Raw genomic sequence first — 12,028 nt, 5'->3', positions numbered from 1 at the left:
CCTGGAGGTCGACCGGTTGTGACCCTCCCGGTGATCGTCGCTCGTACAACGCCCTGATCAGCGCATTCTCTGCCAGTGATCGCTGGCGTCGTGTGGCTCGCCGGTCCGGGCGTCGATGATGCGCAGCACGGGCCGAGCGTAGGCGCGCGGGCCGCACCGCGCCACCGTGCAACCGAACAGACGTTCAAGACAGGACCCGGTCGGATCAGGTCCGGCGAGCCGTCCCGGCCGGGAATCACGGGGGATCGTGCGCTGTTGCCCCTTACACCAGTCCGCCCGCGAACCCGAGGAGATTCACCGTGTACGGCGACGAGGCAACGGTCCGCAAGATCCTCACCGAGCTGGGTGACACCTGGGCCGTGGTGGGCCTCTCGTCGAACCGGCGGCGCGCCGCGTACGGCGTGGCCGAGGTGCTGCAGCGCTACGGCAAGCGTGTCGTCCCGGTCCACCCGAAGGCGGAGACCGTGCACGGCGAGCAGGGCTACGCCTCGCTCGCGGACATCCCCTTCGACGTGGACGTCGTCGACGTGTTCGTGAACAGCGAGCTCGCCGGGGCGGTCGCCGACGAGGCGGTGACGAAGGGCGCCGACGCGGTGTGGTTCCAGCTCGGCGTCATCGACCAGGCCGCGTTCGAACGCACCCGGGAGGCCGGTCTGGACATGGTCATGGACCGCTGCCCCGCCATCGAGATTCCCCGCCTGGGCTGACTCCCGCCCGGGGGCCGCCGACATCGACATAATGTCCGGGTGACGTCAGCCACCCCCCGCCCCGACACCGCCGATCCGCGCCACGTCCCGGTCGTCGTCGTGGGCGCCGGTCCGGCCGGGCTCACCGTCGCCAACATCCTGCGGGCGGCCTCCGTCGACTGTCTCGTGCTGGAGACGGAGACGCGCGAGTTCATCGAGCGGCGGCCCCGGGCCGGGGTGCTGGAGGAGTGGGCGGTGCGCGGTCTTCAGCGACGCGGGCTCGCCGACACCCTGTTGGAGCGGGCGGAGCTGCACACCGAGTGCGAGTTCCGGTTCGCGGGCGAGCGATTCCGCTTCTCCTACGTCGGATTGACGGGGCGTCACCACTACGTCTATCCGCAGCCGTTGCTGGTGACCGACCTGGTGCGCGGGTACGCGGACGAGCGCGGCGGGCGGATCCGGTTCGGTGTGCGGGACGTGCGGCTGCACGACCTGGACACGGACCGGCCCTCGGTGTCGTACCTCGATGCGGAGACAGGGCGGCGCGAGGAAGTCCGGTGCGACTTCGTCGCCGGCTGCGACGGGGCACGCGGGGTGACGCGGGCCGCCCTGCCCGACTCGGCGCGGGTCTCCCGGCACGACTACGGCACGGGCTGGCTCGCGCTGCTGGCCGAGGCACCGCCGTCCAACGACTGCGTCGTGTTCGGCATCCATCCGAACGGTTTCGCCGGGCACATGGCCCGCAGCCCCGAGGTGACGCGCTACTACCTGGAGTGCCCGCCGGGCGACGACCCGGAGAACTGGTCCCACGCGCGCGTCTGGTCCGAGCTCCAGGAGCGCCTCACGGCGACGGACACCGGGCCGCTGACCGAGGGGCGGCTGATCGAGAAACGCGTTCTCGACATGCACAGTTATGTCGTGGAGCCGATGGTGTTCGGCCGGCTCTTCCTCGCCGGTGACGCCGCCCACCTGACCGCGCCGATCGCGGCGAAGGGCATGAACCTCGCCCTGCACGACGCGTTCCTGCTCGGTGACGCGCTCGTCGCGTACCTCACGGAGGGCGAGGAGACCGGCCTGGACGGCTATTCGGAGGCGTGTCTGCGACGGGTGTGGGACTACCAGGAGTTCTCGCAGTGGCTGTCCGAGGTGTACCACGGCACCTCGTCGGGCGACGCCTACCGTGCGGGCACCACGTTCGCCCGGCTCCGGCGCCTGTTCACCTCCCCCGCCGCCGCGGCGGCCTTCGCCGAGCAGTACCTCGGTACGGCACCCGCCTACTGAGTCGGTTCCGCGCGCGGGTCAGTCGTGCGGTGGCCGGTCCTTGATGCGGTGGTCGGCCACGTTCAGCGCCTCGTCCAGGAGACGGCGCAGATGGCCGTCGCGCAACGCGTAGACCACCCGGCGCCCTTCCTTGCGGGTATGGACCAGGCCGGCCAGCCGCAGCCGGGCCAGATGCTGACTGACGGCGGGCCGCGCCGCCCCGCACGCCTCGGTGAGCGTCGTGACATCGGCCTCGCCCGTGCTCAGGGAGTGCAGCAGGGTCAGCCGGGTGCGGTCGCCGAGCAGCGCCAGCAGCTCGGCGGCCAGCGCGAACTGCTCCTCGCCGGGGGTACGCGGGTGCGCATGGTGCGCAGGTGACAGGTGCGTGCGTGCGCTCATACGCACATAATGGCGGGGTGGGCGTCCCGCGTCCACTCCCGCCACCGGAAGGGGATCCACGTGAGTGACCGGCACGACCACGGACACCAGCACGGGCACGGACACCAGCACGGTCATGACCACGGCCGCACACACTCGCATGCGCACGACCAGTCGCGAGGACACGGCCATCCGCACCCGCACGACCACCCGCACGACCGCGTCCACTCCCGCCCCTCCCGCCTTCGCCACCGCCTGACCCACCTGCTCACGCCCCACTCCCACGAGACCGCCGACAAGCTGGACTCGGCGCTGGAGTCCTCGGCCCGCGGGGTGCGCGCCCTGTGGATCTCGCTGTCGGTGCTCGGCGTGACGGCCCTGGCGCAGGCGGCCGTGGTGGCCGTCTCCGGGTCGGTGGCGCTGCTCGGTGACACGGTGCACAACGCCGCGGACGCGTTGACCGCCGTACCGCTCGCCATCGCCTTCGTGCTGGGCCGGCGGGCGGCGACACGGCGCTTCACGTACGGCTACGGCCGGGCGGAGGACCTGGCGGGCATCGCGATCGTGCTGACGATCGCGGCGTCCGCGGCCTTCGCGGGCTGGATGGCGATCGACCGGCTGCTCGACCCGCGCCCCCTCACGCACCTCCCGGCGGTCGCGGTCGCCGCGCTGGTCGGCTTCGCGGGCAACGAGTGGGTGGCCCGCTACCGGATCCGGGTCGGCCGTTCCATCGGCTCGGCCGCCCTGGTCGCCGACGGGCTGCACGCCCGCACGGACGGGTTCACGTCCCTGGCCGTGCTGTTGGGTGCCGGTGGCTCCGCCCTGGGCTGGCGACTGGCCGACCCGGTCGTGGGGTTGGCTATCACCGCCGCGATCGCCCTGGTCCTGCGGGACGCGGCGCGCGAGGTGTTCCGGCGGGTGCTGGACGCCGTCGATCCGGCCCTGGTGGACCGGGCCGAGCGGGCCGTACGGGAGGTCGAAGGGGTGTACGGGGTGGGCGAGTTGCGGCTGCGCTGGATCGGGCACCGGCTGCGTGCCGAGGTGGCGATCGTGGTGGACGGCGAGATGACGGTACGTCAGGCGCACGCCGTCGCCGTCGAGGCCGAGCACGCCCTGCTGCACGCGATGCCACGGCTCACGGCCGCGCTGGTGCACGCCGATCCGGCGCCGGTGGCGGGGCAGACGGATCCGCATCTGCCGCTGGCGCACCACGCCACGGCCTGACCTGAGCGGTCAGGCGACCCCGAGCCCTTCCACCACCAGCGCGCCCGGCAGATGGGCGAACGCCTTTCCCGGGACCAGCAGCTTGCCGCGCCTGCGTCCGCTGCCGACCAGGACGTACGGCAGGTCCACGACGGACGGGTCGACCAACAGCGGCCAGTCGTCCGGCAGTCCGATCGGGGTGATGCCGCCGTACTCCATGCCGGTCTCCCCGGTCGCCGTGTCCATCGACGCGAACGAGGCCTTGCGGGCGCCCAGTTGGCGACGGACGACTCCGTTGACGTCGACCCGGGTGGTGGACCGCACGACACACGCGGCGAGAGTGGTCTCGCCGCCGCGCTTGCCCGCGACGACCACGCAGTTCGCCGACTGCTCCAGCAGCTCGCGGCCGTACCGCTCCACGAAGACGGCGGTGTCGGCCCACCGGGGGTCGGTGTCGACGTAGACGATCTGGTCGGCGGGGACACCGCCGCTCCAGTGGCGTACGGCGTCGGCGACCGGACCAACCAGCTCGTCGAGGGCGTCCGGGGCGGGCTTGGCGTGGTCGAAGTGTCCGATGGGCGCGTCCATGGCGGCACGCTAACAGTGCCGCCCGAGGCCCGTTCAGCGCACGGGCGGGACCGAGACGGCCAGGACCATCTGCATCGGGACGTCGCCCTGGTTGCCGTAGGTGTGCGGGGTGTTGGCCTCGAAGGTGGCGCTCGCGCCCGCCGGGACGCGGTGCTCCACGCTGTCGACGGTCAGCGTCAGCTCGCCCGCCGTGACGTGGACCAGCTCGACGGTGCCGGTGGGGTGCGGGTCCGACTGGCTGCTCTCTCCGGGCATCAGCCGCCAGTCCCACAATTCCAGCGGACCGGGGGCCTCGGTGCCCGCGAGCAGCCGGTTGTAGCTGCCGGCGTCGGTGGACCAGAGCCGTACCGCCCGGTCGGCGGGGATCACCCTGACCTTGGGGCCCTGCTCGTAGTCGAGCAGGGTGGTGATGCTGACGCCGAGCGCGTCACCGATCTTCACGACCGTGCCGAGGCTCGGGTTGGTCCGGGCCTGCTCGATCTGGATGAGCATGCCGCGGCTGACTCCGGCCCGTGCGGCAAGCACGTCCAGGGTGAAGCCGCGCACCGAGCGCCAGTGCTTGACGGTGCGCGCCAAGGACTGGGTCAGCAGGTCGAGGTCCGACACATTCCGTCCAAAATGATGAATGACAGAGTCTCTTGCACTGTACTGCGATGTGGTGCACCAGATCGTTGACCGAACTGTACTGCGAGGCGCCCCCTGGCAGCGCGCGCTGCCGCCGTCGGCGACCGGGCCCGGTTCGGACAGCCGCTAGGCCTCCGCGTCCAGCTCCGCGAGCCGGGCCACGTCCGTCTCGTCCAGCTCGGCGAGCGCCAGCAGCTGCTCGGGGGTGACGCCCGCGGGGATCGGCACCGGGGGCGGTGTCCGTAGCGGCGGCTGCCAACCGTCGGCGGGGGTCCAGCGCCGTACCACCCGCGCCGGGGCGCCCGCCACCACGGCGTGGTCGGGCACCGCACCGCGCACCACGGCACCGGCCGCCACGACGACGTTCCGCCCGATCCGTGCGCCCGGCAGGATCACCGCACCGGTTCCGATCCAGCAGCCCGGCCCGATCTCGACCGACTCCATCCGCGGCCACTGCTTGCCGATGGGCTCCTGGGGATCGTCGTACGAGTGGTTGGTGGAGGTCACGTAGACGTACGGCCCGAAGTAGCAGTCGCTGCCGATGGTGACCGTCGTGTCCGCGATGACATGGCTGCCCCGGCCGAGGACGACCCCGTCCCCTATGCGCAGGATCGGGTCCGGGCCCAGGTCGAGGTCGGGCATCATCCCGGCGGTGAGGGTGACTTGTTCGCCGACGATGCAGTGGGCGCCCAACTGGATCCAGGGTTCGCCGAAGACCGTGCCGAGGGGGAAGGCGAGCCGGGTGCCCGAACCGAGGGCGCCGAAGCGGAAGCGGCCCGGGCGCTCGGCGGTGACGGAGCCGGTGCGCTGCACCCAGGCCCATCCGGTGTGCACGGCCCGCTGCACGGCACGACGGCGCCATGATGAGAACGTGTTCTTGCGCTTCGGCACCCGCTCACCGTACTCAGCGTGACGTACGCGCATGGCGTCGAGGGGCTGTGATCTTCGCCCCACCGGGTGGGCTACGGTGCCCCCGGATGGCGAAGACAAGGAGAGAGCTATGGCGCACAAGGCGTTGATCACAGGCATCGGCGGCAGGGAACCGAAGATCCACGAGGAGTCGTTCGTTGCCCCGACGGCCTCCGTGATCGGGGACGTGACACTGGAGGCGGGTGCGAGCGTCTGGTACGGCGCGGTGGTGCGCGGCGACGTCGAGCGGATCTCCGTCGGAGCACGGAGCAACGTCCAGGACAACTGCACGCTGCACGCCGACCCCGGTTTCCCGGTGAGCATCGGCGAGCGGGTCTCGGTCGGTCACAACGCCGTGGTCCACGGGGCGACGGTCGGGGACGACTGTCTGATCGGGATGGGCGCGACCGTGCTCAACGGCGCTGTGATCGGGGCGGGTTCGCTGGTCGCGGCGCAGGCGCTGGTGCCGCAGGGGATGGAGGTGCCGCCGGGGTCACTGGTGGCCGGCGTCCCGGCGAAGGTACGGCGTGAGCTGTCGGAGGAGGAGCGCCAGGGAGTCACGCTGAACGGAACGCTCTACGCGGACCTGGCGAAGGCGCACCGGGAAGTCCACGAGTAGTACGGCCCGCCCGAGGCGCGCGGCGGTGTCGACGCGCCACTTCGCCCGCGGGGGCGCCACCAGCCACCGGCCACCGGCGGCCGGGCGGCCCACCCCGACATCAGTCGGCGGCGGGCACCGTCTCCACCTCGGCGTCCCGCGGAGCGGCCTGCGCCTTCGCGGCCTTGCGCTTGAGCACCAGCATCGATGTGAGCCCCACCAGCACCGCGGCCACCAGGCCCAGCCACGAGAACCGCTTCAGCCACGACTCCGCGACGATCCCGACGTAGTAGATGACGGCGGTCGTGCCGCCCGCCCACAGCACACCGCCGAGCACGTTGGCGATCAGGAACTTCCAGTACGGCATCCGCAGCACGCCCGCCAGCGGTCCCGCGAAGATCCGCAGCAGGGCGACGAAACGACCGAAGAAGACGGCCCACATGCCCCACTTCTCGAAGGACCGCTCGGCGGTGGCGATGTGGCCCTCGCTGAAGTGCTTGGGGAACTTCTTGCCGAGCCAGGCCAGCAGTGGACGTCCGCCCCGGCGGCCGATGGCGTAGCCGATGGAGTCGCCGATGACCGCGCCGAGGCTGGCGCAGGCTCCGAGGATCACCGGGTCGATGCCGGCGTGCTGTGAGGACAGCAGCGCGGCGGACACCAGGATGATCTCGCCGGGCAGCGGGATGCCCAGGCTCTCCAGGCCGATGACCAGTCCCACGAGGGCGTAGACGGCTGCCGCGGGCACCGTGTCGAGCCAGTCCTGGACGTGCAACGCCGGTTCCTCCCCAATCGGGTCCTGCATTCCCCCCGGCGTGCGCCTGGGCGCATTCCCGGCGTGCGTCCCTGCCGGACGCACCCCGGAAAGCCTACCGGGTCACCGACAACCACCGGTGTGCTGCCGGGCGCACGGCAGCCCCGACCCAGTCGGCGGCGAGCACGCTCAGCGTCGGTGTTGCAGCCCCCGGCTCACACTCGGACGCGGTCGCGTCGCAGCCGCCGACCTGGGCGACCCGGGTCTCGGAGCGCCCCGCCGAGCCTTGGGCCCGCCGGCGGGGGCTGATCGCTCTCGGGCGCGGCGGTGGCCCGGCACGGAGAGTTCGGGCCCGCTGACGCTGGGGCGGACGCCGACTGATCCGACGGCGCGGGCGGGCCGGCGCCCTGGGGGGCGATGCCGGGCAGCCCCTCCTACCGGGCGCTCCCGTGGCGGCCGCTGCCTGTTTCCAGCACCCACCGCTGTCCGGCGGATCCGTTCCGTTCGGCGACGACCACGGTCCGGTCCGGTCCCCGGGCGACGAGCAGCCCGCCGCCCCGGCGCAGCAGCAGTTCGCCGCGGACGGTGAGGTCGTAGCGCACTTCGCCGGCGTGCACCACGCAGTCGGCCAGGACGACGGTGTCGTTGTCGGCGTCGGCATCGAGGCAGCGGGTCGGGTACGTGACGGAGCGCAGCAGCCCGTCGTCCTGGTACGACCACTGCTGGGAACCGGCCGAGGAGCACCGGGCCAGGACGGTCCGGATACCGCCGTCGGGGCGGCCGCCACGCAGGTCGAGGCAGAGGTCGGCGCCCGTGTTGCGGAGTCTGCCGCGCCCCACCTCGACGGGATCTTGGGCGGAGGCGGAGGGCGGGGGTTCGGGGGCGGACGAGCCGTCGGGGGCCCCCGGCGAGACGGAGTTGCCGCTCACCATTCCCCAGCTGGTGTCGGGCCCGGGTTCGCCGTCGCCGTCGGACGAGTTCCGGGTGACGAGTACGGTCGCGAGCAGCGCCAGGGCCGTGACACCCGCGCCCACGAGTACCGCCTTGGTGCGCCTGCGGGCCGGGGTGAGTGGACCGGTCGGCCCGGGGCGGTGCCGGCCGCCGGACCTGAGCCGTGCGGTATGCCGTGCGATATGCCGTGCGGGTCGCGCCTCGTGGTTGTGGGCACGGGCGGGCCGCGAGTCGAGATAGCGGCGGGCGCCCCAGCCCAGCACGGTCTCGGCGAGCAGCACTTCCAGGCCGCCGTCGAAATGGCTGAGCTGTTCGGCGGCGTGACGGCAGTGGCGGCAGGCCGCCAGATGCCGTTGGACATCGGGCAGCAGGTCTCCGCCGCGGCGAATCGGGATGTCGAGAAGACGGTTGTAGAAGCGGCATTCGCGGGTGGGCGCGAGTTCCCGGTGGGCCCGTACACAGCCCGTCCGGAATTCCTCACGGGCCCGCTCCAGCGCGGCCACCGCCGTGCTCGCGTCCACCCCGAGCAGAGCGCCCGCGGCGGACAGGGACTCGGCCTCCACCTCGGTGTGCCACAGCAGGCATTGGGAGGCCCCGGGAAGAGCCCGGAATGCGCGCTCGGCGAGCTGTCGCCTTTCGGGGGTGAGCGACCTCGCCGCGCGCAGACCGCGACCGCCGGTCGGTTTGCGGAGTTCCGGCAGGACGGCGGTAATGACATCGTCCGCGGCCCACTCCTTCACGGTGTCCCTTACGGCCGCGAGGAGTCGCGGCCGTAAGGCACCCGCACCCGCCCCTTCCAGCACCCGGTGGAACGCGGCGGCGGTCGCCATGGACGCCGAATCAGCCGAGGAGGCCAGGCAGATGACCGCGTAGTCGTGGGCCGCCCGCCAGTGCCGGGCCATCAGCAGCGCGACGGCGTGCGCGTCCGGGGTGGTCCCGCCCAGCCGGGCGACGAGTTCACGGTCGGAGCCCACGGAGCCGGCCCCGGGCCGGGGCGGGTAAGGGGGGCGGGGCGGGTGTGGGGATTGCACTGAACCATTTCCTTCCAAGCCGCAGGACGCACTGCGAATGCGCGCCCGCAGGAAAGCAGGTGCCTGATTGGTGCATACCTATGCCGCAGCGCGTGCGGATTGGTGAGCTCGAATACCGACTGGTCGGACTGCAGGGGCGGCTCACGATTGCATAATCGCCACACAGGAAACAAGAAGTTCGAGTGACCCATGTTCAAAAGGCGGCCACTTCAGAAAAGTTACCGAAGGTATCAGCACCCGCATTCGAATGACTTCACCAAAGGTCCGCCAAGTTGTGTGCGTCGCATGCCCGTTGGCACACGAAATCTCCAACTTCCGGGAACCGGTCCACAGCGGACTCAGAGCTCTCTCCCGGGGTACTCCCATCCCCGTACGCCACCCTGTGCCCCATGATCGTCCCCCACCCGACCCCTGCCCCCGCCGCCCGCACGGTCCGCAAGGCGGTGATCCCAGCCGCCGGTCTCGGCACCCGCTTCCTCCCCGCGACGAAGGCCACGCCGAAGGAGATGCTGCCGGTCGTCGACAAACCGGCCATCCAGTACGTTGTGGAGGAGGCCGCGGCGGCCGGGCTCGATGACGTGCTGATGGTCACCGGCCGGCACAAGCGGGCCATCGAGGACCACTTCGACCAGGCCTTCGAACTGGAACAGGCACTCGCCGCCAAGGGCGACGCGGTACGCCTGGACGCGGTGCGCGACCCGGCACGACTGGCGGACATCCACCACATCCGGCAGGGCGAGCCCCTGGGCCTGGGCCACGCGGTGCTCTGCGCCCGCCGCCACGTCGGTGACCGGCCGTTCGCGGTCCTCCTCGGCGACGACCTGATCGACCCGCGCGAGACCCTGCTCAGCCGGATGCTCGACGTCCGCGACCAGTACGCCGGCAGCGTGGTCGCCCTCATGAAGGTGCCCCGCGAGCAGATCCACCTCTACGGCTGTGCGGCCGTGGAACCGACCGGGGAGGACGACGTCGTCCGGGTGACCGGCCTGGTCGAGAAGCCCTCACCGCGGGACGCGCCCAGCACGTATGCGGTGATCGGCCGCTATGTCCTCGACCCCGGCGTCTTCGACACCCTGGAGCGCACCCCGCCCGGCCGCGGCGGAGAGATCCAGCTGACCGACGCCCTTCAGGAACTCGCCGCGGGCGGCACGGTGCACGGAGTGCTCTTCGACGGACTGCGCTACGACACCGGCGACAAGGCGGACTACCTGCGCACGGTGGTCCGACTGGCCTGCGGCCGCCCGGATCTCGGTCCCGAGTTCACGGCCTGGCTCAAGGAGTTCGTCACGAGCCTGGAGAGCGGCGGGACCACGGGCGGCCGTCGGCTCGTGGCCTGACGCGGGCGACGAGGCGGTGCCGCCGGGCCGGACGACGCGCGAGGCCCCGGGCCGGTCAGGCACCGGCCGGGGGCCGCACATGTTCGGACGGTGCCGCTCAGCCGTTGGGCCGCAGCGTCCAGGTCACCGTCATCTCCCCGGTCACCGCCCCGTCCTCGCGCTGGATGGCGACGGTCACCGGGAACTCGGGGCGCTTGCCCTCGTCGAGCTCGGCGACGACCTCGGCGGCGGGGCGACCGAGCGTCGCGGTCGCCGTGACCGGCCCCAGGGCGATCTTCCTGAACGCGATCTCGGCGGTCACCGGAAGCGGCACGGCCCGGGAGAGCTGGTCCCCGAAGGCCGCCAGCACGATCGCGCCACTGGCCGACTCCCCCAGCGTGAACATCGCTCCGGCGTGCGGCCCGCCCACGTGATTGCGGTACTCGCTCTGGTCCGGAAGGGCCAGTACCGCCTTCTCCGGAGTGGTCTCCAGATACTCCAGGTTCAGGGTCCGAACCATCGGCACCGTGGCGGCGAGCAACTCGCCGATCGACATCTGATCTGCGCTCATAGCGGCATGTTACCCACGAGTAGTCATCGGCGACCAGGGCCGCCGTCCATCGACGGGTCCACGAGCACGGACGAGCCCTGATTGCTACGTCCCTGACAAGGGCCAGTGACCGAATCGTGTCCCTCTCGGCACTAGGGTGGCTGCCCATGTGGCCAGGACAGCAGCCGCCCGGGGGCGAGCAGAACCCGCAGCAGCAGAACAACCCGTACCAGCAGCCGGGTTACCAGCAGCCGAATCCGTATCAGCAGCCCGGATTCCAGCAACCCAACCCCTATGCGCAGCAGCCGCAGTGGGGCGCTCCGGCACCGGTGGGCTCCCCCGAGCCGCCGTCCGGTGGTGGCGGAAACCGGACCAAGGTGGTCGCGATCGTGGCGGCCCTCGCGGTGGTCGTGGCGGCCGGCGTGACCGGGTTCCTGGTGCTGGGCGGGGACAAGGACGACGAGGCGGACGGCGGCAAGGACACCAAGCCGTCGACCAGCACGTCCACCGAGCCGAGCACGTCCGCCTCCCCGTCCGAGGAGGACCCGCGCGGCGGTGACGCCGAGAAGGCGACCGTGGCGGGCTGGAAGATCGTCGTCAATCCCAAATGGGGCACCGCGTTCGACGTACCGGCGGACTGGGAGGTGCGGTCCGCGAACTCGGCAATCGCCTTCGAGGACGAGAAGTCCGACGACCTCAAGCCGATCATCACGATGTCGGCGCCCGCGGTCCTCAAGTCCAACTGGTGCGAGTCCGACGACGACAAGGACGGCCGGATGGACACCATGTCCCTGGCCGCGACCGGCACCAAGGGCGCCAACGGCGCCAAGGACACCGACGAGATCGCGCTGAACAACCCCGCCTGGTGGGTCTACGGCGGATACACCCAGCCGGACAAGAAGAGCATCACCGTCGCGAAGAAGGCCACGCCCTACACCACCGCGTCCGGCGTCAAGGGCAGCTACTCCTGGGCCTCGTCGACCGACACACCGGCGAAGGGCAAGTGCGTCACCGACGGCAAGGCGATCAGCTTCGGCTTCAAGAACTCGGCCGGTGACTTCGTGTCGTGGAACTTCTACGGCGCCAAGGGCGTCAAGGAAGAGGTTCCCGAGAAGACCATCATGAAGATCCTCAGCACGGTACGGCTGCACGGGGATCCGACCGGCTGAGCCGCCCGGCACGA

13 protein-coding genes are annotated in these 12,028 nt (G+C 71.6%); 6 read left to right on the top strand and 7 right to left on the bottom strand.

Annotated elements, in window-relative coordinates:
- Positions 1–299 precede the first annotated feature (299 nt).
- Positions 300–707, top strand: a complete 408-nt coding sequence (locus ABZ027_RS33555; protein WP_356774971.1) for a CoA-binding protein — start codon at positions 300–302, stop codon at positions 705–707.
- A 39-nt stretch (positions 708–746) separates the two neighbouring features.
- Positions 747–1,967, top strand: coding sequence for a 4-hydroxybenzoate 3-monooxygenase (locus tag ABZ027_RS33550; protein WP_356774970.1), 1,221 nt, complete (start codon positions 747–749; stop codon positions 1,965–1,967).
- An 18-nt stretch (positions 1,968–1,985) separates the two neighbouring features.
- Here the strand turns inward: ABZ027_RS33550 and ABZ027_RS33545 are convergent, their stop codons facing one another.
- Positions 1,986–2,345 carry a metalloregulator ArsR/SmtB family transcription factor gene (locus ABZ027_RS33545; protein WP_356774969.1) on the bottom strand — a complete coding sequence of 120 codons (360 nt, stop codon included), beginning with the start codon at positions 2,343–2,345 and terminating at the stop codon, positions 1,986–1,988.
- A 60-nt stretch (positions 2,346–2,405) separates the two neighbouring features.
- On the opposite strand from ABZ027_RS33545, the gene ABZ027_RS33540 reads away from it, so the two are divergent.
- Positions 2,406–3,548 (top strand): cation diffusion facilitator family transporter, encoded by a 1,143-nt coding sequence (locus ABZ027_RS33540; protein ID WP_356774967.1) that lies wholly within the window; start codon positions 2,406–2,408, stop codon positions 3,546–3,548.
- A 9-nt stretch (positions 3,549–3,557) separates the two neighbouring features.
- Here the strand turns inward: ABZ027_RS33540 and ABZ027_RS33535 are convergent, their stop codons facing one another.
- The 3 genes from ABZ027_RS33535 to ABZ027_RS33525 all read right to left on the bottom strand — a co-directional run bounded on the left by ABZ027_RS33535 (position 3,558) and on the right by ABZ027_RS33525 (position 5,630).
- Positions 3,558–4,115: a YbaK/EbsC family protein gene (locus tag ABZ027_RS33535; protein WP_356774965.1), complete on the bottom strand. Its 558-nt coding sequence runs from the start codon at positions 4,113–4,115 to the stop codon at positions 3,558–3,560.
- 33 nt (positions 4,116–4,148) lie between these two features.
- Positions 4,149–4,721 carry an XRE family transcriptional regulator gene (locus ABZ027_RS33530; RefSeq protein ID WP_356774963.1) on the bottom strand — a complete coding sequence of 191 codons (573 nt, stop codon included), beginning with the start codon at positions 4,719–4,721 and terminating at the stop codon, positions 4,149–4,151.
- Positions 4,722–4,865: 144 nt separating this feature from the next.
- The gene (locus ABZ027_RS33525) at positions 4,866–5,630 is read right to left on the bottom strand and encodes an acyltransferase (RefSeq protein ID WP_356774961.1); all 765 of its coding nucleotides are present in this window, start codon (positions 5,628–5,630) and stop codon (positions 4,866–4,868) included.
- 109 nt (positions 5,631–5,739) lie between these two features.
- On the opposite strand from ABZ027_RS33525, the gene ABZ027_RS33520 reads away from it, so the two are divergent.
- On the top strand, positions 5,740–6,267 hold the full coding sequence (locus ABZ027_RS33520) for a gamma carbonic anhydrase family protein (protein ID WP_356774959.1): 528 nt from the start codon (positions 5,740–5,742) through the stop codon (positions 6,265–6,267).
- 100 nt (positions 6,268–6,367) lie between these two features.
- Here the strand turns inward: ABZ027_RS33520 and ABZ027_RS33515 are convergent, their stop codons facing one another.
- Together ABZ027_RS33515 and ABZ027_RS33510 are read right to left on the bottom strand one after the other, a co-directional pair.
- On the bottom strand, positions 6,368–7,018 hold the full coding sequence (locus tag ABZ027_RS33515; RefSeq protein WP_356774985.1) for a DedA family protein: 651 nt from the start codon (positions 7,016–7,018) through the stop codon (positions 6,368–6,370).
- A 413-nt stretch (positions 7,019–7,431) separates the two neighbouring features.
- Positions 7,432–8,922 carry an RICIN domain-containing protein gene (locus ABZ027_RS33510; protein WP_356774957.1) on the bottom strand — a complete coding sequence of 497 codons (1,491 nt, stop codon included), beginning with the start codon at positions 8,920–8,922 and terminating at the stop codon, positions 7,432–7,434.
- 446 nt (positions 8,923–9,368) lie between these two features.
- On the opposite strand from ABZ027_RS33510, the gene galU reads away from it, so the two are divergent.
- Positions 9,369–10,316: a UTP--glucose-1-phosphate uridylyltransferase GalU gene (gene galU, locus ABZ027_RS33505; RefSeq protein WP_356774955.1), complete on the top strand. Its 948-nt coding sequence runs from the start codon at positions 9,369–9,371 to the stop codon at positions 10,314–10,316.
- Between the two features lie 97 nt (positions 10,317–10,413).
- Here galU and ABZ027_RS33500 read toward each other — a convergent pair whose 3' ends face one another.
- On the bottom strand, positions 10,414–10,851 hold the full coding sequence (locus ABZ027_RS33500; protein ID WP_356774983.1) for a DUF4442 domain-containing protein: 438 nt from the start codon (positions 10,849–10,851) through the stop codon (positions 10,414–10,416).
- A gap of 161 nt (positions 10,852–11,012) precedes the next feature.
- Between ABZ027_RS33500 and ABZ027_RS33495 the strand changes: the two genes are divergently transcribed.
- Positions 11,013–12,014 (top strand): hypothetical protein, encoded by a 1,002-nt coding sequence (locus ABZ027_RS33495; protein WP_356774953.1) that lies wholly within the window; start codon positions 11,013–11,015, stop codon positions 12,012–12,014.
- The last annotated feature ends 14 nt before the right edge of the window (positions 12,015–12,028 follow it).

It is taken from the genome of Streptomyces sp. NPDC006332 (assembly GCF_040612855.1).
GTDB lineage: Bacteria > Actinomycetota > Actinomycetes > Streptomycetales > Streptomycetaceae > Streptomyces.
The sequence above is the reverse complement of the archived record's forward strand: the minus strand, read 5'-3'. Positions and strand labels throughout refer to the sequence as shown.